Consider the following 19,360-nt stretch of genomic DNA (forward strand, 5'->3'; position numbering starts at 1 on the left):
CGAGGAGATCACGATGACGGTTCCGTTCCCCGCCAAGAGCTTCATGCCCGAGGGCTACCACACGGTGACGCCGTGGATCATCGGCCCGCGCACCGCGGAGCTGATCGACTGGCTGGGCGCGGTGTTCGGCGCGACCGAGCTGGGCCGGGTGCAGGATGAGGAGACCGGCGCGATCGGGCACGCCGAGGTGCGCATCGGCGATTCGGTCGTCATGCTCTTCGACTCCCGGCCGCACTGGCCGGCCACCCCGGCGCACCTGCGGCTCTACCTGGAGGACGCGGATGCCGTGCACGCCAAGGCGGTGGCCGCCGGCGCGGAGTCGGTCACCGAGATGACCTACCTGTTCTTCGGGGACCGGGTCGGCCGGGTGCGGGACCCGTTCGGCAACCTGTGGTGGCTGCACACCCGGATCGAGGACCTGCCCGAGGAGGAGGTGTACCGGCGCATGCAGCTGCCGGAGTTCGTCGAGGCGATGCGGTACGTGTCCGGCTCGGACCTGGTCACGCCGACGGCGGGGTGACCACGGGCGTAGACGTGCTGGCGCACAGCGGGTTCGGCACCGTGCGGTGGACGACGTCGAAGTTCTCGTCCTTCTCCGCCCGGTCGTGGAAACCGCCGCCGGTGAGCTGCTCGCGGTTGAGGCTGACCCGGTCGAACTCCGGCGCGGTGAACCCGTACTCCTCGTGCTGGGCCGCCAGTTCGGGGAACCGGGCGCGATAGGCGAGCAGTTCCGCGCGCACCAGACCCCAGAACTCCTCCTCGCCGACGCCCAGATGCTGTTCCAGGATCGGGGTGAGGAAGCGGAAGTGGCCGGTGAACATGGCGGACAGGATGGAGTGCGCGAGCTGATCTGGCCGCCACCGGAGCAACACGGCCTTGGCTGGCTCGGCGAGGTCGGCGTAGCCGGGCAGCTGCTCGGTGCGCAGCTTCACGTCCTCGGCGAAGTCCTTCAGCATGATCCGCCGGGGCAGCTCATCCGGACCGTAGACCACCAGGGTGTTCTCGCCGTGCGGGCAGAAGGCGATCCCGTTGCCGTGCAAGGCATGCAGCAGGCCGGGTAGCACCGCGCGCAGGAACGCGGCCAGCCAGGTCCGGGCGTCCACGGTGGACCGATCGACGAGTTCCGCGATCAGGGCCCGGCCATCGGAACCGGTCAGCAGCAGGGTGGCAAGGGAGCGGGCGCGTTCGCCCTCGGCCAGGTAGCCGGTCGCGGGTTCGCGCCAGATCGCGCCGAGCAGTTCGTGGTAGCGGTAGGGCGCGTCCGGGACCGCGGCGAAACCCGGGTGGTGCACGGCGACCGAGGCGACCTCGCCGAGCAGATCCATGCGCCCGGCCAGGTACGGGTCGCGGTGCGGCAGCAGGTGCAGCCAGCGGGTGACCTCGGGCGCCTGGGCGGCGGACTCGGCGGGCAGGCCGCGCCAGACCAGGGTGTTGCGGATCAGCAGGGCCAGCTTGACGTTGCGCTTGTCCGGGTGGTCGACGTTGACCAGGGTGCGCACCGAGGCCAGTGCGCGGTAGTGGTCCGGGGCCTCGCCCAGTTCGACGATCCGGCCCTCGGCGAGCTGCTGGGCGAACAGCGGGCGGACCGCGTTCTCCAGGTGGAACGGGTGCACCGGCAGCCAGACGTAGTCCGCCGGGTGGTCCAGGCGGGCGGCGAAGCGGTGGCGGGTAGCGGGATCCAGCTCTTCGGCGAGCAGGGTGTCCGCGCTCAGGCCGGGCACGGCGGCGAAGGCGGCCAGCTCCCGGTGCACGGCGAGCCAGGGCAGGCGGAAGCTCTGGCGGTGCTCGGGCGCGTAGCGGCGGGTGTCGGCGGCGGAGAAGCCCAGGCGGCCCTTGTTGAGCAGGATGCAGGGGTGGCCCTGTTGCCAGGACTCCAGTTCGGCGTAGCACAACTCGGCCAGGCCGGTGGCGGTGGGCCGGGTGGCCAGCAGGTGGGCGTCGGCGGTCCAGGTGGCGGTGAGGTCGCGCAGGGCCTCGGCCAGGGTCGGGCCGTCCAGGCCGAGGGCGGTGCGGGCGTCGGTGAGGAACAGCAGCGGGTCCTCGGCGGACTTGCTGGTGCCGTCGATTCCGCTGCGGTGTGGTGAATCCTCGGCCACCCGCCAGGCCCCGAACGCGCCGCGGGTGGCGGTGAAGGTGTAGGTGGCGGCGGGGAAAACGAGGCGGTGGTGGTCTGCCTCGGTGACTGGGGTGAGCAGCTCCTCGTAGCAGAACTCGGCGATCGCCTTGGCCACCAACGCCTTTCCGGCGGCGCGCCAGGCGGACCGGCCGTGCTCGCCCACGTCACCGGCGGTCAGGCCAGGGGCCGTCATGCCACGGCTCCCGGCACCGCCAGCGGATTGGGCACCGGCACGTACACCGACTGCGACTCCAGCGGGCCGACCAGTTCGTCCATGCCGTGCGCCTGGGTGAGCAGGTTTCCCTTGCAGGGCAAGGTCGGGGCGTCCAGCAGCAGGGCGGCCAGGCGGAGGTCGTCGCCGTGTTCGGCGTAGAGGCGGCCGAGGGTGCGGCGGGCGGTGGCGAGCAGGTCGCGTTCGTCGGCCAGGCCGGCCGAACCGAGGGCGCCGATCATGCCGAGGACGTTGTTGATGCCGACGTAGTAACCCAGGCGTTCGTCGATCAGCTCGTCCGGGCAGTAGGTGCCCAGGTCCTTGCCGACGTCCGGGAACCACCGGTACAGCCGTTGGCTGCGGGTCTGCGAGTAGTAGTAGCCCTGGTTGTCCCGGTAGCGGCCACCGACCGGCCAGCCGTGTTCGTCCAGCACCAGCAGGGTGTTCTGCTGGTGGGCCTCCAGGCCGAGGCCGTGGGCGGCGTAGAGCCAGAGCACCGGGACGATCAGGGCTTCCAGGTACCGGTCGAACCATTCGCCGGCGATCTCCTCGACCGGGCGGCCGGAGCGGGCGGCCAGGTCTTGCACGATGGTGGCGAGCTGGGAGCGGCCGGTGGGCTGGTCGGGGCGGTCGGCGATGAGGCCGGCGACCACGCCGACCCGGTCCGCGGTGCCGAACGGGCTGTCCCGGACCACCACCTCCAGACCGGTTTCCGCGGTCGAACCGGGGGTGCTGACCGCCTGCCAGGCCGGGTCACCGACGATGCCGAAGCCGGGGTGCGCGGCGGCGATGGCCTCGGCCAGACCGGCCTCCAGCAACCGGTGCACCTGGAGGCCGCGGGCCAGTTCCGGGCGCAGGTTCTCCCGCTTGGAGTTGGTGATCCGGATGCCCAGGGAGAACTTGAGCATCACCGGGGCGTCGTGGCGGAACAGGGTGCGCACCGAGGAGGTCGGCCGCCAGTGCGGGCCGAGCGGGCCCAGGTCGTGCAGCAGACCCTGCTCCAGCAGCGCGCGGATGCTCGGGCGGCTGCGGATTTCCCTTGCCTGCCAAGGGTGTGCGGGCACCGCGACGGTGCCGGGCGGCAACCGCAGGTCCGGGCCGGCCAGTTCGGCGAACAGCTCGTGCGCCGGGCGGCCCAGTGCGGAGTCCTCGGCCACGATCGACGGATCGGCGGCGAAGTAGTGCAGTGGGAAACCGCCGCGCAGCTCGGGGGAGTAGGCATCGGCCTCGGCCGGGCTCAGGCCCTCCCGGCTCTTCGGCGCCGGGTGCAGCGGATGGCCGAGCACGGCGGCCTGTTCGGCGCGCAGGAACGGGTTCGGCTCGGCGTCCTCGGGCACTCCGGCGCGGACCGCGAGGTGGTGGGCGACCCGGTTGCGGGAGTCGACCACCCGGCCGACGAAGCCCGCGGTGTCCACCGCGGTGCCCTGGCGGCGGGCGGCCGCCTCGAAGGCGAGCAGGGCGGCCAGGGTGGTGGCGTCCAGTTCGGCGCCGGTGTGCAGGCTGACCGGGCCGAAGCGGTGCCAGCCGACCGCGGAGGTGTAGGCCAGCGGGACCCGCACGCTGACGCCGAGGCTGGGCAGTGCCAGTGTCAGCACGTCCCCGGCAGGGCATTCGGCCGGGAACTCCCGTAGCCAGCAGCGCACCAGGTTCTGCACCGCGGCCGCGTCGGCATCGCGTTCAGCCACCGCTGCGCGCTCCGGCGCTGCCACCCGCTCCGGCTCCAGCATGCGCTCCGGCTCCGCCATGCGCGCCTCCTCCGTCGTGATCACCGATTCGGAGCTTAGACGGGGAAAGTCGCGTTCAGGGGGTGGCGCGGATCATGAAAGCGGCACGTTTGCCGGGTAGTTCCAGCTCGCCGTGACAGGCGAAACCGGCGCGCTCGAACACCCGGATCGAGGCCAGGTTGCGCACATCGGGCTCGGCCACGATCCGCCGGACCCGCTGGTCCTGGGCGAACTGCCAGTCGGTGACCGCGCGCAGCAGCGGGGCGCCCAGCCCACGTCCCCTGGCCGAGCCGGGGCCGATGAGCAGGTGCAGGCCGATGTCACCTGGCTCGGCCGGGTAGTGCCCGGCCAGGCCCTCCCGCCACGGGTCGTACAGCTCCCAGTAGCTCATCGGGACCCCGTCCAGCAGGCCGAGGCTGGGCGCGCAGTAGCCGTTGCCGGACTGGAAACGCAGGTAGTCGGCGATCTCCGGCCGGGATCTGGCCAGTTCCCAGAACTCGGCCACGGCGGGATCGTTCATCCAGGCGTGCAGCAGGTCCAGGTCGAGGACCGGGTCCAGGCGGCGCAGGGTGAACCGGCCGCAGTCCAGCTCCCGGGCGCAGTCGGCCGGGTCCAGCAGCACGTCTACTTGTCGTCTTCCTTCTTGTCCTGCTGACGGGCGGCGCGGCGCTGCTCTTCGACCCGCTCGCGCAGGCTGCGCAGGAACGCCTCGTCGTCATCCGGGCTCTGCGCGACGTGCCTGCCCGGCCGGTCGTACTCCGGGAACCGGTTGGCCACCTTCGGGTTCGCGCCCCGGGCGCCGGGATCGTTGCTGAGCAGGCCCTGCGGACGGCCGAGCACCAGCCACACGATCGAACCGACGGTGGGAATGATGATCACGATCATCAGCCACAGCATCTTCGGCAGGTGGTTGGTCTCACCGTCGGGCGTGCGGATCACGTCGATGATGCAGAAGATCCACAGGGCCAGTACCAACAGCCCGAACACGCCTACGAACGGCATTCCGCTCGTCCCTTCCCCTTGGACACCCGGTTGGAGCAGCGCCCAGTATCGCACGATCGGGGGCGGCGGTGATCCCGTTCCGCCACCCCCGTTCGCGACTCAGCCGAAGACTCCGCCCGACTCAGCCGTAGGCGACGAAGTTGCGGGTGTCGGACAGGATCGCGGCCAGGTCGGCCAGGAACCGGGACCCCTGCTCCCCGTCGACCAGCCGGTGGTCGAAGGACAGCGCGAGCGTGGTGACCTGCCGGATCGCCAGCTCGTCGTTGTGCACCCAGGGCTGCTTGCGGATCGCGCCCAGGCACAGGATCGCGGCCTCGCCCGGGTTGATGATCGGCGTGCCGGTGTCCACTCCGAACACCCCGACGTTGGTGATGGTGATCGTGCCACCGCTCAGGTCGGCAGGCGGGGTCTTGCCGTCCTTGGCGGTCAGGGTCAGCTCGCCGAGGGCCTTGGCCAGGTCGATCAGGCTGAGCCGGTCGGCGTCCTTGATGTTGGGCACCATCAGCCCGCGCGGGGTGGCCGCGGCGATGCCCAGGTTGACGTAGCGGGGGAGCACGATCTCCTGGTTCGCCTCGTCCCAGCGGGAGTTGACCGTCGGGTTGCGGCGCACCGCGAGCAGCAGCGCCTTGGCGATCAGCGCGAGCGGGGTGAGCTTGATCCCGGCGAAGGCGGGGCTCTCCCGCAGCTCGGCCAGCAGCTCCATGGTCGGGGTCACGTCGATGGTGATGAACTCGGTGACGTGCGGCGCGGTGAACGCGCTGGCGACCATGGCCTCCGCGGTGAGCTTGCGCACCCCGCGCACCGGGACGCGGTCCTCACGGGCGGCCGGGTCGAACGCGGGCGCGGCGGGCGCGACCGGTTCGGCGACCGGGGCCACGGCCGCGGCGGGAGAGCCGTTGCCGTTGGCGGACAACAGGTCCTGGCGGGTGATCGTGCCCTGCGGACCGGTGCCGACCACGGTGGACAGATCGATGTCGAGATCCTTGGCCAGCTTGCGCACCGGCGGCTTGGCCGCCGGCCGGGAACTGCGCGCGGCCAGCGAGCCGGGAGCGGCCGAGGCCGCGGGTCCGACGGGAGCAGCCGGAGCGACCCGGGCGGCGGGCTGGGCGGATGCCACCGGAGTGGTCCGGGCGGGTGCCGCCGGGGTGGTGGCGACCGGGGCCGGGTGCGGTGCGGTGGCGGCCGGGGTCGCGGGGGTGCTCGCCGGGCGGGCCGGGGTGTCCTTGCGCGGACGCCGCCGGTTGCTCGTCGAGGTCTTCGCCCCGTAGCCGACCAGCACGCTCTCCCGCTCCGCTGGCGCCTCGGCGGCTGGCTCCGGAGCCGCGGGCGGGGCAGCGGCGGGCGCGGTGGCCGAGCCCTCGCCACCGCAGTCGATGGTGATGAACGGCGAGCCCACCTCCATCGTGCTGCCCGGCTCGTGGTGCAGCGCCACCACGGTGCCCGCGTACGGCGAGGGCATCTCCACCGCGGCCTTGGCGGTCTCCACCTCGGCGATGATCTGGTTGAGCGCCACCGTCTCGCCGGGGCCCACGTGCCAGGTGATCAGCTCGGCCTCGGTGAGGCCCTCCCCCAGGTCGGGGAGGTTGAACTGCTTGAGGTCGGCCACTTCCGCTCCAGGAAACTCAGGTGAGGGGATCAGTACGCGAGCACGCGGTCGGTGGCGTGCAGCAGGCGGTCGAGGTCGGGCAGGTGGTGCTCCTCGAGCTTGCTGGCCGGGTAGGGCAGGTGGAACCCGCCGACCCGCAGCACCGGGGCCTCCAGGTGGTAGAAGCAGCGCTCGGTGATCCGCGCCGCGATCTCCGCGCCCATGCCCATGAACACCGCGGCCTCGTGCGTGACCACGAGCCTGCCGGTGCGCAGCACGGACTGCTCCAGGGTGTCGAAGTCCACCGGGGACAGCGTGCGCAGGTCGACGACCTCGATCGAGACGCCCTCCGCCGCCGCGGCCTCGGCTGCGGCCAGCGCGGTGCCGACCACCGGACCGTAGGCGGCCACGGTGAGGTCGGTGCCGCTGCGCGCGATCCGGGCCTGGTGCAGCGGTTCCCGGCTGGTCAGCGCGCGGTCCAGGTCGACTTCGCCCTTGTGCTGGTAGAGCCGCTTGGGCTCGAAGAACAGCACCGGGTCGTCGCTGGCGATGGCCTGCTGCAGCATCCCGTAGGCGTCGTCGGAGTCCGCGCAGGCCACCACGCGCAGACCGGCGGTGTGCGCGAAGTAGGCCTCCGGCGACTCGGAGTGGTGCTCCACCGCGCCGATCCCGCCGCCGAAGGGCACCCGGATGGTCAGCGGCATCTTCACGTTGCCCTGGGACCGGTAGTGCAGCTTGGCCACCTGGGAGACGATCTGGTCGAAGGCCGGGTAGATGAAGCCGTCGAACTGGATCTCGCAGACCGGCCGGTAACCGCGGAAGGCCAGGCCGACCGCGGTGCCGATGATCCCGGACTCGGCCAGCGGGGTGTCCATCACCCGGTCCTCGCCGAAGTCCTTCTGCAGACCGTCGGTGACCCGGAAGACACCGCCGAGCTTGCCGATGTCCTCGCCCATCAGCACGACCCTGGGGTCCTGCTCCATCGCCTTGCGCAGCCCCGCGTTGAGGGCCTTGGCCATGGACATCCTGGTGGTCGCCATCGGTCAGTTGCTCCCTTCGAACCCGTCGAGGTAGGCCGCGTACTGGGCGCGCTCCTCCGCGACGAGGGGGTGCGCTTCGGCGTAGACGTTGTCGAACATGCTCAGCGGCGCCGGGTCGGGCAGGGCCAGGCAGCCCGCGCGCAGCTCGGCGGCGACCGCGTCGGCCTTGGCCCGCACGCCCTCCAGGTAGGCCTCGTCGGCCAGGCCCTCGCGCTGCAGCAGGGCCAGCATCCGGGTCAGCGGGTCGCGTTCGCGCCACTCCTCCAGCTCGCCGGTGGGGCGGTAGCGGGTGGGGTCGTCCGCGGTGGTGTGCGGGCCCATCCGGTAGGTGACCGCCTCGATCAGCGCCGGTCCGCTGCCCTCACGGGCGCGCTGCAGCGCCCAGCGGGTCACCGCGAGCACGGCGAGCACGTCGTTGCCGTCCACCTGGATGCCGGGCATGCCGTAGCCGGCCGCGCGCTGGTAGATCGGCACCTGGGCCTGCAGGCCGACCGGCTCGGAGATGGCCCAGTGGTTGTTCTGGCAGAAGAAGACCACCGGCGCCTGATAGGTGGCGGAGAAGCCGAGCGCCTCGGCGATATCGCCCTGGCTGGTGGCGCCGTCGCCGAAGTAGGCGACCGCGGCGGCCTCGACCCCGTCCCGCTTGAGCCCCAGCGCGTAGCCGGTGGCATGCAGGCCCTGGGCGCCGATGATGATCGCCGGGATGGCCATGTTGATGTCGTAGGGGTCCCAGCAGCTCAGGCTGGTGCCGCGCCACATGCCGAACACATCGGCCGGGTCGACGCCGCGGCAGTAGGCCACGCCGTGCTCGCGGTAGCTGGGGAAGACGAAGTCCTCGGTCTGCAGCGCCCGGCCGGAGCCGATCTGCGCGGCCTCCTGGCCGAGCATGGGCGCCCACAGCCCGAGCTGGCCCTGCCGCTGCAGGGCGGTGCCCTCGGCGTCGATCCGCCGCACGACCACCAGGTCCTCGTACAACCCGCGCAGGGCCGCGCCGTCCAGATCGGCGATCAGCCCCTCGTACACGGGGTGCGGCCGCCGCTCACCCGTCGGGGTGATCAGCTGGACCATCTGGTCCGTGGTGACGGTCACCGCGTGCTCCTCTCCTCGGCTCCGCTGCCAAGTAGTGTGGCCCATCTCAGCGAAACCTGGCCGTTGGCTCAATAGCTGGCGCAAATTCTTTACCAATGGCACAGTCGGGTGGCGCCGGTCACCCTTCCTGAACCGGTACTGAACCGTCCTCCGGAGGGGCCCAGTGACCACTTCGTCGTCTTCGACGTCCTTCGACAAACTCGACCTCGCGGTGCTCAGGCTGGCTATGGAGCAGCCTAGGGCGGGCGTGCGCGAGTATGCCCGCCTGCTCGGTGTGGCGCGGGCGACGGTGCAGTCGCGGCTGGACCGGCTGGTCAAGGACGGGGTGATCGACGGCTTCGCGCCGCGGCTGTCCCCGGCCGCGATGGGCTACCCGGTGCTGGCCTTCGTGCACGTGGACGTCTCGCAGGAGCGCTTCGCCGAGGTCCCGCGCAGCCTGGCGGCCATTCCCGAGCTGATCGAGGCGCACTCGATCGCGGGGGAGGGCGACATCCTGTGCCGGGTGGTGGCCAGGGACAACCGGCACCTGGAGGCGGTGATCGAGCGGATGATCAACACACCGGGCGTGGTCCGGACCCGGACCGAGGTCGCGCTCAACGCCAGGGTCCCGCACCGGGTGCTGCCACTGGTCGGCGTGCTGGAGCGGGAGACGGGTGTGTTCTCTGGGTAACACGGGAGCCCGCCGCGTTCGGACGGGCCGATGCGACGGGCTCAGGTGGTGACGCGGGTGCTTGGTTCAGGTGTTGCCGGTGTGCCGCTCAGTCCAGATCAAGGGTGAACTCGGCGGCGCAGGCCGCGGTGCACGGCCAGACCTGGTTGCAGGCGCTGCACCGGTTGTCGGCGCAGAAATGGCAGCTCAGGGTCTGAACCGCCGCCTGTCGATAGGTGTCCAACAACGTTGACCAGGCATCTGCTTCGGTCGCCATTGACGATCACAGCCTTCCCCACTGTGGTGATCCCTGCGTCACAGGATCGCACGTTGTGACTTGGGTCTCAACGGAATGAGGCCAACAAATGGGTGATGCTCCATCAAGTTTCTTAACAGTATGTGACTGTGCGTGGGCGTGTGAGCGGTCACAGCTGCCAAACACTGTCAGAAGATGGCAGCGAAAGGGCCATACCGTGCGGCTCCCTGGACAGAGGAGCCCCATGTCGTATCCCTCCGTGATCGAACTGCGTCAATACACCCTCCATCCGGGTCGCCGGGACGACCTGATCGAGCTGTTCGACCGGGAGTTCGTGGCCACCCAGGAGGCGGCAGGCATCCGGGTGCTCGGCCAGTTCCGCACCCCGGTGGACCCGGACCGGTTCGTCTGGCTGCGTGGTTTCCCGGACATGGCCGCCCGCCAGGCCGCGCTGACCGCCTTCTACGACGGCCCGGTGTGGGCAGCGCACCGGGCCGCGGCCAACGCCACGATGATCGACTCGGCCGACGTGCTGCTGCTCAGCCCCGAGTCCGGCGAGCTGTCCGCCGGCCTGCGCGCCTGGCCAGGGGTCTACCTGGCCACGCTGTGCTTCCTGGACCGCCCGGTGGACGCGGAGTTCCGCGCGCTCTTCCGGGAGGAGGTCGCGCCGATGCTCGCCGAGACCGGCGCGCCCGCGCCCGCCGCGTTCAGCACCGAGTACGCGGAGAACACCTTCCCCCGGCTGCCGGTGCGCGCCGGCGAGCACGCCTTCCTCTGGCTGACCCGGTTCAGCTCGACGGTGGCGCTGGCCGGGCACGAGTCGGCCAGGGTGCGCACCGCCGCCTGGACGCGGCTGCGCGCCCGGTTGCGCGCCGAGCCGACCGCGTTGCCGCTGCTGCCCACCGCCGGGTCGGCGCTGAAGTAGCGGAGCCCGGCGGGCGGCGGCGTCGGGAACTCCGCCCGCCCGCCGCTCGTTGACCTGGCGTGCAGGGGCTTTGGCTGGCGCTGGTCGGGTCGCCCGACACACTGCTGCTGACCACGATCGCGGTCGTGGCGCTGCTGGCTGTCCTGCTCACCACCCAGCTCGCCGCCCAGGTCCGGCGCAGCCTGCCCGCCGCAGGCCAGCCCTGGATCCCGGACCTGCTCGGCCGCATCGCGCACAACCGCTATCTCCGCCTCGGCGATCCGGACGCCCCCGGCCGTCCCCGTCCCCGAGCCCCCGGCGTGACCCGCGCCTTCGCCTGATTCCCTTACCTGACAAGCGAAAACTGGGTCACACATGTCCATCTTCGACGCGCCGGTGCACGGCGCGTACCTCGTGGTGTCCGCCCTCGGCGGCCCCCTGCACACCGTCGGCGCGATCATCGTCTTCACCCTGCTCGTGCGCACCCTGCTACTGCCGCTGAGCCTGGCCGCCCTGCGCGGCGAACGGAAGCGCTCGGCCTGGCTGACCAAGCTCCGCGACCTCCAGGAAACGCACAAGAACAGCCCCAAGCGCCTGGAACGCGAACTGGCCAAGGCGCAGGCCGAAGGCGGTTCACTGTTCGCCGGGATGCTGCCCACCCTGGCCCAGGCGCCGTTCTTCTTCGTGATGTACCGGCTGTTCCTCTCCGACACGGTGGCCGGGCAGCCCAACGGCCTGCTCGCACACGACCTGTTCGGCGCGCCACTGGGTGAGCGGGTCTTCACTCTGCTCGGCACGCACCCGCTGGTCGCCGCCAGCCTGCTCCTGTTGCTGGCCGCCACCGCCTATTGGTCAGGACAACTCGCCGCGCGGGCGGGCACGACGAGCGTCCTGGTGCGCCTGCTGCCCTTCGTCCTGGTGGTGTTCAGCCTGTTCCTGCCGCTGGCCACCGCGATCTACCTGCTCACCACGACCACCTGGACCATCGCCCAGCGCGCGGTCTACGACGCCGTGGTGCCCAAGGAGATCCCGGCGCCCGTGCGGGGCTGAGCGGGCAGGACGTGCACGCCGGTGCGGTCGGTGCTCAGGCACAGCGAGCAGATCACGCCACCGGCCGCGCTGGCGAGCACGTCCGGCCGCTCGTATTCCTGGTGGCACACCACGCATTCGTACCGGGCGCCGCTCGGGTTCCCGTCGGCGTCCAGCAGTGGCTCGTCGATCCCGTCGTCGATGCGCCGCAGGTAGAACCGGCCCTTGGTGAGCACCGCCAGCAACGGCGTCAGCACCAGCGCGATCAGCACCGCGACCGGCGGCGAGTAGGGCTGCAGCGCGTCGCCGAACAGGCCGAAGTAGATCGAGATGGAGATGCCCGAGGAGGCCAGGAAGGACACCACACCAACGGGATTGACCGCGTACAGCATGCCGCGGCGGAACTCCGGGACGGCCGGCGAGAGTCCCAGCAGTCGCTTGTTGACCATGATGTCGGTGGCCACCGTGACCACCCAGGCGATGGCGCAGTTGGAGTAGAAGCTCAGCAATCCGTTGAGGAAGCTGAACATGTCCGCCTCCATCAGCGCCAGTGCGATGCCCAGGTTGACCACCACGAACACCAGCCGCCCCGGGTACCGCCGGGTGGTCCTGGTGAAGGAGTTGGTCCAGGCCAGCGAACCCGAGTACGCGTTGGTCACGTTGATCTTCACCTGGCTCAGCACCACCAGCAGCAACGCCAGCGGCACCACCAGCCAGCCCGGCATGAGCTGCCGGAAGGCCGCGGTGAACTGCTCGATCGGCTCCACCGCGCGGGTCAGCCCCACGCTGTCGGCGATGTAGACGGCCAGGAACACCCCGATCGCCTGCTTCAGCGCGCCGAAAACCACCCAGCCCGGCCCGGCCAGCACCACCGCGGTCCACCAGGACCGCCGGTTCGCCGCCGTCCGCGGCGGCATGAACCGCAGGTAGTCGATCTGCTCACCGATCTGCGCCATCAACGACAGGCACACCCCGGCCCCGAGCATCACCGCGGCCGCCGTCACCTGCCCCGACCCCTTGCCAGGGTGGTCCAGGAACCGTTGCACCGAACCGGGATCGGCCAGCACCAGGTAGGCCAGCGGCAACACGATCAGCACCAGCCACAACGGATTTGTCCAGGTCTGCAACCGGGCCAGCGTGCGCATCCCGTAGACCACCAGCGGAATGATCACCAACGTGGACACCAGATAACCCAGCCACAACGGCAACCCAAGCCCAAAACGCAGTCCCTGGGCCATGATCGAGCCCTCAAGGGCGAAGAAGATGAACGTGAAACTCGCGAAGATCACACTCGTGAGCACCGACCCGTAGTATCCGAAACCAGAGCCCCGGGTGATCAGGTCGAGGTCCAGGTTGTACCGCGCCGCGTAGTAGGCCAGCGGAAAACCCGTCACGAAAATGACCCCGGCCGCCACCAGGATCGACAACAATGCGTTGAGCGTACCGTGATTCAGCCCGATCCCGGCGCCGATCGAGAAGTCCGCCATGTACGCCATGCCACCCAGCGCCGACCCGCCCACCACCGCGGGCGTCCAGCGCCGGTAGCTCCGCGGCGCGAACCGCAGCGTGTAGTCCTCCAGCGTCTCCCGGGTACCCGCGTCCACCCGGCGAGCTGCCACCTGCTCGTCCACCGTCATGCCTGCGGACGCTAAGAACACCGTGTTTCCAGCATGCGGCAGGGCCATGACGAACAGGTTCCGGTGATTACCGCCTAGTAGTTTGCCAATGGATGATCAACACGACATCCTGACCCGTTGCCATGCCAATGGGAGGAAACATGGCTAGGGGTGGAACAGTTCGGGTCGCCCGCGATCCGGAGCTGAGGTTGGTCACCTTCGCGGATCTGGTGCGCCGGATCACGAAGCACCGGGACAAGGCGACGGCGGGGTCGAGCCGGGAGGCCTGGGAGCAGTTGCTGGCGCTAGCCAGGGAATTGGCCGAGACGGACTCCGCGGAGGACAAGCACCTGGTCCAGCGCAGGTGGTGTCTCACCAGACTCAGGGTGAGCGGCTACCAGGGGGTGGGCGAGACCCAGCCGCTGGAAGTGGAGTTCCCGGCCGGGCCGGGAATCACGGTGGTCTACGGCCCCAACGGCGCGGGCAAGTCCACGCTGGCCGATGCGATCGAGACCGCCCTGCACGGCTCGACCAGCCTGGACCGCAAGCCGGTGGCCAGGAACGGTTTGTGGAACCGCAATCACACCAACCGGGACGCCGTCGCCGCCTCGGTCGAGGTGACCCTGCGCAGTGGTGACGCCGAGCTGGTGCTCGGCTGCGAACTCGACAGCGGCGGGGACCGCGTGCGCGGCCGGAGTTCGCTGACCGAGGCCGGTGTCGAGGTGACCACGCCGTTCCCGGCGGGGCCCTGGCTGTCCGCGCTGACCGCCCGGCCGCCGGTGCTGGCCTACGCCGCGGTCGAACGCGAGGTGCAGACCACCAAGAACCTGCGCGAGTTCCTGGAGACCCTGCTGGCACTGGGCGGCTGCGTGCTCACCCTGCGCGCCGCGGTCGAGGAGCACAAGCAGAGCACCGCGGACGCGCGCAAGCGGCTGCTTGAGGCGCTTGGCGAGGCCAAGGAATGGGTGGAGGAGGTCGACGAGACCTTCGCCGACCCGGACCTGCCCGCACTGGATGAGTTGGTCTGGCCGGAGCCGGGCGCGGACCTCGGCGCCTGGCTCGCGGAAGCCGGACTGACCGAACCCGGCAACGTCGATGATCAGATCACCGAGCGGATGTGCCAGGAACTGCTGACCGCTGTGGACACCGCCGAGCAGGCCGTGCGGGACTGGGCGGGTGCCCCGGACGGCTGGCTGTCCGGTCCGTTGCGCGGGTTGGCCGAAGCCGCGGTCAACCTGCCCGATCCCGGCGGGCAGTGCCCGGCCTGCGACTCGGACGAGCCGCACTGGCTGACCCACCTGCGCGCCAACGTGGAGCGCACCGGATCGGGCCAGGGCCGGATCGCGGCCTTCCGCGGTGATCTGCAAACGCTGCGCGATGCGCTCGACGTGGTGGTGCCACCGCTGCGCCGGGTGCTCACGGACGCCGGTCTGACCCTGCCCGCGACCGCGGCCGGTCACCTCGCCGCGTTCGGCCAGGCGGTGACCACGCAGGGCACCGACCCCCGGCCGGACCTGTGCGTGGCGGCCAAGCGGCTGTGCGCCTGGCTGCGGACCGAGGAATGCGCGGACCTGCTGGCGCGGGCGGTGCGGCACAGCGACCGGCTGCTCCAGTGGCGCCGGGCCCGCCGGGCCGAACTCGACGACCTGATCGAGCAGTGGGCCCTCGACAACGAGCTGGCCAGGGCGGCGGATCAGTGGAGCCGGGCGAACAGCCACCTCACCACGACCATCAACGTGCTGCGCAAGGAGCAGGCGGGACTGCTGAACCACCGCACCGCCAAGCGGGTGGACTCATTGCTGGCCGACGCAGGCCTGCGCCTGACCGGAGTTGAGGTGATGCAGACCAAGGCCGAGGTCACCATCCTGGACGAGACCGACGCCGAGCTTGAACTGGGGATGCTCAGCGCCGGCCAGCGCAACGCCCTGTTGCTGGCCCCGCTACTGGCCACAGTGGACGGTGGCGCGTTCGGGTTCCTGGTGCTGGACGACCCGGTGCACGCCTTCGACGAGGTGCGGGTCGACCAGCTGGCGACCGTGCTGCACGAACTGGCCGCGGACCGCCGGATCATCGTGCTCACCCACGACGACCGGCTGCGCGAGCACATCACCGCCAAGGACCCGGCGCACCAGACCCTGCTGATCGAACGCACCCGGCGCGACGGCATCGTCTCGCTGACCCCGGTCGACGAGATGTGGTCGGTGCTGCTCCGGGATGCCGAGGAGAGCCTGGATATGGTCAGGAAAGCGCAGAGCAAGACCACCGTGCACGTTGACGATCTGCTCCGGGGCCTGTGCAGGCAGGCGTTGGACAACGCGCTGCGTACCGCGGTGCTGTGCTACGCCGCTCGTACCGGCACCCCGGTCGAGCCACTGCTGATGGCGATCGACGCCGGGCGGACCACCGAGCAAAGACTCAAGAAGGCCAAGCAGTTGCTGCCCAACGCCGGGACTCCGCACGTGGTGGACCTGGCCATCAAGGCTTGCAAACCCCACCTGAACGACTGGAACGGTGGCGCACACGGCAATTCTCAGTCCGGACCGGTGACCAAGGACGAGATCGCGGCCGCGCGGCTGGCCTGCACCCACCTGCTGGGGCGGTAGCAATGGACATCACGACGGCCACTCGGCGGCGGCTCGAGGCGTTGGAGTTGCGGATCAGGGTGGAACGGCTCGCGGTCGCCGCGTTCGACCAGGTTTGCCAGCCTGTGGTCCCCGGTGTGAACACGAGTATCGGGAAACGGCTGAACTTCGTGCTGGGGTGTGTGCCGGAGTCGCGGTGGACCGAGGCGATCGGGCTCATCCGGCTGGGCAGGCACGTCTACGCCAAAACCAGCGATGTGCTGCACGGCCGGGCCAGCGCGGTGAACCTGCCCCAGAAGGTTCTGGATGAGTGGCGGACCGTGGTCGAGCGACTGGAACGGCTGATCTCCGAACACGGCTGAGGCGCCCGCTCTCCCTTGCGGGACAACGGGCGCCTCGGTCAGTCCGGAAGTCAGCGGGTGCCGCGCACCGCGCCCAGGATCGTCGCGTAGGTCGCGTCCGGCCGGGAGACCGAGACCGCGTGTGAGGCGTTGACCTCGGTGGTGTGCGACTTGGCGCGGGCGGCCATGGCGCGCTGGGAGTCGGCCGGGATGGCGTTGTCCTGCTTGGCGACCAGGTACCAGCTGGGGATGTCCTGCCAGGCGGCGGCGGTGGCCTGGAAGCCCAGGGCACTGGCGTCGATCGGGCGCTGGGTGGCGGCCATCAGGGCGGTGGTGCGGCGGGGCAGGTCGGCGGCGAAGACCTCGTGGAAGTTCTCCGGCCTGATGTAGAGGTCGTTGCCGAGGAGGCGAGTGGTGTCCGGGCCGAGTTTGCCGCCCGCGGAGAGCTGGCCAGCGGACTCGCCGACGGCGGGGGCGAAGGCGGCGATGTAGACCAGGGCCTTGACGTCCTTGTCGCCCGCGGCGGCGTGGGTGATCAGGGTGCCGCCGTAGGAGTGGCCGACCAGGATGACCGGGCCCTTGACGCTGTCCACGACCTGACGGACGGCAGCGGAGTCGGTGGCCACGCCGCGCAGCGGGTTGGCCACCGCGAGCACTGGGAAGCCGTTGCGCTGCAGGCGCTGGGTGACCTCGTTCCAGCTGCCCGCGTCGGCGAAGGCGCCGTGCACCAGCACGATGGTGGGCTTGGGGCCGCCGAAGCCGCTGTCCTCGGCGCCGGCCGCGGCCGGGGCGAGCGTGGTGAACAACGCGGCGACGCCCAGGGTGGCGGCGAAGAGCTTGGTGCGCAGGGAGAAACGGCGGGACATGACTTCCTCCGGTACTGGCGGGACTTCGAGAAAGAACGTTCGTTCTGTCTGGTGGGGACACTAGGCACCCGCGGTCTGGCTGTCAACACCCCGGGTGCGGCCGATCGGGTGCGCGGGGTTGCGGCCAGGCGGGGCGGGTTTTTCCGTTTGTTGCCACAGAATGCTGCTATCGCCGCAGCTCAGGGCGTTGATGTCGATAAGGGCGGGTGGCGGGATCCGGCCAGTGTCGCCAAAGCGCCCTACCGGGTCCGGTGTGTTCCGGATTACGTTCCGACCCGATCGCGTGCCCCGCGCCGTGGCGGCGGACACCCCTGCGAAAGGACCCTGACGTGAAACGGTTTCCCCTGCGGCGGACGGCATTAGCCCTCGCCCTTGGCGTCGGCGCCGCCGTCATCACCCCGGCGCTGGCCATCGGCGCCCCCGGGCCCACGCCGGGCCCCGCCCCGGTGGAGATCGCCGGCAAGAAGCCGGCCCAGCCGGTGCCGGTGGACAAGCAGGCGGGGCTGCGCGCCTACTTCGTGATCACCGAACCGAGCCAGGTCGCCGCCGGTAAGACCGCCGTGACCAGCAACGGCGGCACCGTCTACGCCTCCTACGACGCCATCGGCGTCATCGTGGCGCACTCCACCGACGCCGATTTCGCGGCCAAGGTCCGCCCGGCCCAGGGTGTGCAGAAGGTCGGCGCCACCCGCACCTCCGACGTGCCCGCGGCCGCCGCCAACCCGGCGATCCCGCCCTCGCCCAGCCAGACCACGCCCACCGCGGCCGAGACCAACCGCTCCGACATGACCCAGATCGGCGCGGACAAGGCCTGGGACATCAACCCCGGCTCCGCCTCGGTCACCGTCGGCGTCCTGGACACCGGCGTCGACGACCAGCACTACGACCTCAAGCCGAACTTCGACGCGGGCAAGTCGGCCTCCTGCGCCTACGGCAAGCTGGACACCCGCGAGGGTTCCTGGCGCCCGGTCGGCGACCACGGCACGCACGTGGCCGGCACCATCGCCGCGGCCCGCAACGGCAAGGGCATGGTCGGCGTCGCGCCAGGGGTGAAGATCTCCTCGGTGCGGGTGGCCGAGGCGGGCAGCCAGCTGTTCTTCCCGGAGAACACCGTGTGCGCCTTCGTCTTCGCCGGTGACAAGGGTCTGCAGGTCACCAACAACAGCTACTACACCGACCCGTGGCTGTTCGCCTGCCCCACCGACAACGACCAGGCCGCGATCCTGGAAGGCGTCAAGCGCGCGGTCGCCTACGCCGAGGGCAAGAACGTGCTGAACGTGGCCGCGGCGGGCAACGAGAACTACAACCTGGCCAAGAAGACCACCGACAGCACCAGCCCCAACGACTCCACCCCGGTCAACCGGACCATCACCGACGCCTGCCAGAGCCTGCCCACCGAAATGCCCGGCGTGGTCGTGGTGTCCTCGGTCACCGGCAGCAACGTTAAGTCCTCCTTCTCCAACTACGGCACCGACAAGGTGCACGTGGCCGCGCCGGGCGACAACGTCTACTCCACCGTGCTCGGCGGCCAGTACGGCTCCAAGTCCGGCACCTCGATGGCCTCCCCGCACGTCGCGGGCGTGGCCGCGCTGCTGGCCAGCGTCAACCCCGGCATCACCACCACCGACCTGCGGGCCAAGCTGGCCGCCCAGGCCAACGACATCGCCTGCCCCTCCGGCGAGACCCGCTGCATCGGCAGCACCGCGAAGAATTCCTTCTACGGTGAGGGCCTGGTCGACGCCAAGGAGTCCGTGGAGGGCCCGGCCAGCCCGGTCTCGGTGACCAGCCCCGGTGACCAGAGCGGCAAGGTCGGCCAGGCCGCCTCGCTGCAGATCAAGGCCACCGACGCGGGCGGCAAGGCGCTGACCTACGCGGCCAGCGGTCTGCCCGCCGGGCTGACCATCAACTCCACCTCGGGCCTGATCTCCGGCACGCCGACCGCCGCGGGCAGCAGCAGCGTCACGGTGACGGTGACCAACGCCGACGGCAAGACCGGCACCGCCAAGTTCGGCTGGACCGTCACCTCCGACGGTGGTGGCGGCACGGTCACCGTGACCAAGCCGAGCGACCAGTGGGGCTTCGTGAACTGGGCGGTCACCCCGCTGCAGCTCAGCGGGTCCAGCACCGCGGGTGGTTCGTTGACCTACACCGCGGCGGGCCTGCCGGCCGGTCTGACCATCAGCTCTGCCGGTCGCATCTCGGGCACGCCGACCAAGGCGGGCACGTACACGGTGACCGTCACCGGCACGGACGCCGGCGGGGCCAAGGGCACCACCAGCTTCGGCTGGCGGATCTACGGCTTCTGACCAGCCTGGATTGACTGAACCCGGCCTGCCGTCCGCTCTCCGGA

At 70.7% G+C, this 19,360-nt stretch carries 17 protein-coding genes; 8 read left to right on the plus strand and 9 right to left on the minus strand.

The window, feature by feature from the left end; all coding sequences use genetic code 11:
- The first annotated feature begins 13 nt into the window (after positions 1–13).
- Positions 14–520 (plus strand): VOC family protein, encoded by a 507-nt coding sequence (locus ACTOWY_RS24955; protein WP_441312096.1) that lies wholly within the window; start codon positions 14–16, stop codon positions 518–520.
- On the opposite strand, the gene ACTOWY_RS24960 is transcribed toward ACTOWY_RS24955, so the two are convergent.
- The 7 genes from ACTOWY_RS24960 to pdhA form a co-directional block, all read right to left on the minus strand.
- Positions 501–2,309, minus strand: coding sequence for an IucA/IucC family protein (locus ACTOWY_RS24960; RefSeq protein ID WP_441312097.1), 1,809 nt, complete (start codon positions 2,307–2,309; stop codon positions 501–503). The two genes, ACTOWY_RS24955 and ACTOWY_RS24960, sit on opposite strands and share 20 nt — an antisense overlap.
- Complete coding sequence (locus tag ACTOWY_RS24965) at positions 2,306–4,072, minus strand: IucA/IucC family protein (protein WP_441312098.1); 1,767 nt, start codon at positions 4,070–4,072, stop codon at positions 2,306–2,308. The genes ACTOWY_RS24960 and ACTOWY_RS24965 overlap by 4 nt, the downstream gene beginning before the upstream one ends.
- A gap of 55 nt (positions 4,073–4,127) precedes the next feature.
- On the minus strand, positions 4,128–4,673 hold the full coding sequence (locus ACTOWY_RS24970; protein WP_441312099.1) for a GNAT family N-acetyltransferase: 546 nt from the start codon (positions 4,671–4,673) through the stop codon (positions 4,128–4,130).
- Between the two features lie 2 nt (positions 4,674–4,675).
- The gene (locus tag ACTOWY_RS24975; RefSeq protein WP_441312100.1) at positions 4,676–5,053 is read right to left on the minus strand and encodes a PLDc N-terminal domain-containing protein; all 378 of its coding nucleotides are present in this window, start codon (positions 5,051–5,053) and stop codon (positions 4,676–4,678) included.
- Between the two features lie 121 nt (positions 5,054–5,174).
- The gene (locus tag ACTOWY_RS24980; RefSeq protein ID WP_441312101.1) at positions 5,175–6,659 is read right to left on the minus strand and encodes a dihydrolipoamide acetyltransferase family protein; all 1,485 of its coding nucleotides are present in this window, start codon (positions 6,657–6,659) and stop codon (positions 5,175–5,177) included.
- 29 nt (positions 6,660–6,688) lie between these two features.
- Positions 6,689–7,678, minus strand: a complete 990-nt coding sequence (locus ACTOWY_RS24985) for an alpha-ketoacid dehydrogenase subunit beta (RefSeq protein WP_441312102.1) — start codon at positions 7,676–7,678, stop codon at positions 6,689–6,691.
- Between the two features lie 3 nt (positions 7,679–7,681).
- Complete coding sequence (gene pdhA, locus ACTOWY_RS24990) at positions 7,682–8,767, minus strand: pyruvate dehydrogenase (acetyl-transferring) E1 component subunit alpha (RefSeq protein ID WP_441312103.1); 1,086 nt, start codon at positions 8,765–8,767, stop codon at positions 7,682–7,684.
- A 163-nt stretch (positions 8,768–8,930) separates the two neighbouring features.
- Here pdhA and ACTOWY_RS24995 point away from each other — a divergent pair, with 163 nt between their 5' ends.
- From ACTOWY_RS24995 to yidC, 4 genes are all read left to right on the plus strand, one after another.
- Entirely contained in the window at positions 8,931–9,437 is a 507-nt protein-coding gene (locus tag ACTOWY_RS24995) for an Lrp/AsnC family transcriptional regulator (RefSeq protein WP_441312104.1), read from the plus strand.
- A gap of 479 nt (positions 9,438–9,916) precedes the next feature.
- Complete coding sequence (locus tag ACTOWY_RS25000) at positions 9,917–10,597, plus strand: NIPSNAP family protein (RefSeq protein ID WP_441312105.1); 681 nt, start codon at positions 9,917–9,919, stop codon at positions 10,595–10,597.
- A 59-nt stretch (positions 10,598–10,656) separates the two neighbouring features.
- Positions 10,657–10,917, plus strand: a complete 261-nt coding sequence (locus tag ACTOWY_RS25005) for a DUF6412 domain-containing protein (RefSeq protein WP_441312106.1) — start codon at positions 10,657–10,659, stop codon at positions 10,915–10,917.
- Positions 10,918–10,951: 34 nt separating this feature from the next.
- A complete protein-coding gene (yidC, locus tag ACTOWY_RS25010; RefSeq protein WP_441312107.1) occupies positions 10,952–11,626 on the plus strand; it encodes a membrane protein insertase YidC in 675 nt (224 codons plus the stop codon).
- On the opposite strand, the gene ACTOWY_RS25015 is transcribed toward yidC, so the two are convergent.
- Positions 11,578–13,242, minus strand: coding sequence for a purine-cytosine permease family protein (locus tag ACTOWY_RS25015; RefSeq protein WP_441312108.1), 1,665 nt, complete (start codon positions 13,240–13,242; stop codon positions 11,578–11,580). The two genes, yidC and ACTOWY_RS25015, sit on opposite strands and share 49 nt — an antisense overlap.
- 140 nt (positions 13,243–13,382) lie before the next feature.
- On the opposite strand from ACTOWY_RS25015, the gene ACTOWY_RS25020 reads away from it, so the two are divergent.
- Both ACTOWY_RS25020 and ACTOWY_RS25025 read left to right on the plus strand, forming a co-directional pair.
- Positions 13,383–15,824: an AAA family ATPase gene (locus tag ACTOWY_RS25020; RefSeq protein WP_441312109.1), complete on the plus strand. Its 2,442-nt coding sequence runs from the start codon at positions 13,383–13,385 to the stop codon at positions 15,822–15,824.
- Positions 15,825–15,940: 116 nt separating this feature from the next.
- Entirely contained in the window at positions 15,941–16,165 is a 225-nt protein-coding gene (locus ACTOWY_RS25025) for a hypothetical protein (protein ID WP_441312110.1), read from the plus strand.
- Positions 16,166–16,215: 50 nt separating this feature from the next.
- On the opposite strand, the gene ACTOWY_RS25030 is transcribed toward ACTOWY_RS25025, so the two are convergent.
- A complete protein-coding gene (locus ACTOWY_RS25030; RefSeq protein WP_441312111.1) occupies positions 16,216–17,010 on the minus strand; it encodes an alpha/beta fold hydrolase in 795 nt (264 codons plus the stop codon).
- 329 nt (positions 17,011–17,339) lie between these two features.
- On the opposite strand from ACTOWY_RS25030, the gene ACTOWY_RS25035 reads away from it, so the two are divergent.
- Positions 17,340–19,316 carry a S8 family peptidase gene (locus tag ACTOWY_RS25035; protein ID WP_441312112.1) on the plus strand — a complete coding sequence of 659 codons (1,977 nt, stop codon included), beginning with the start codon at positions 17,340–17,342 and terminating at the stop codon, positions 19,314–19,316.
- Positions 19,317–19,360: the final 44 nt, after the last annotated feature.

This window comes from Crossiella sp. CA198 (assembly GCF_052078295.1).
In the GTDB taxonomy this organism is placed as follows: Bacteria; Actinomycetota; Actinomycetes; order Mycobacteriales; family Pseudonocardiaceae; genus Crossiella.

Excerpts from the sequence above, each read along its gene's own strand:
- ACTOWY_RS25000 (WP_441312105.1), top strand. The coding sequence starts at position 9,917 with ATGTCGTATCCCTCCGTGATCGAACTGCGTCAATACACCCTCCATCCG.
- ACTOWY_RS24965 (WP_441312098.1), bottom strand. The coding sequence starts at position 4,072 with ATGGCGGAGCCGGAGCGCATGCTGGAGCCGGAGCGGGTGGCAGCGCCG.
- ACTOWY_RS24960 (WP_441312097.1), bottom strand. The coding sequence starts at position 2,309 with ATGACGGCCCCTGGCCTGACCGCCGGTGACGTGGGCGAGCACGGCCGG.
- ACTOWY_RS24955 (WP_441312096.1), top strand. The coding sequence starts at position 14 with ATGACGGTTCCGTTCCCCGCCAAGAGCTTCATGCCCGAGGGCTACCAC.
- ACTOWY_RS25015 (WP_441312108.1), bottom strand. The coding sequence starts at position 13,242 with ATGACGGTGGACGAGCAGGTGGCAGCTCGCCGGGTGGACGCGGGTACC.
- ACTOWY_RS25030 (WP_441312111.1), bottom strand. The coding sequence starts at position 17,010 with ATGTCCCGCCGTTTCTCCCTGCGCACCAAGCTCTTCGCCGCCACCCTG.
- ACTOWY_RS24975 (WP_441312100.1), bottom strand. The coding sequence starts at position 5,053 with ATGCCGTTCGTAGGCGTGTTCGGGCTGTTGGTACTGGCCCTGTGGATC.
- ACTOWY_RS24985 (WP_441312102.1), bottom strand. The coding sequence starts at position 7,678 with ATGGCGACCACCAGGATGTCCATGGCCAAGGCCCTCAACGCGGGGCTG.
- yidC (WP_441312107.1), top strand. The coding sequence starts at position 10,952 with ATGTCCATCTTCGACGCGCCGGTGCACGGCGCGTACCTCGTGGTGTCC.
- ACTOWY_RS25020 (WP_441312109.1), top strand. The coding sequence starts at position 13,383 with ATGGCTAGGGGTGGAACAGTTCGGGTCGCCCGCGATCCGGAGCTGAGG.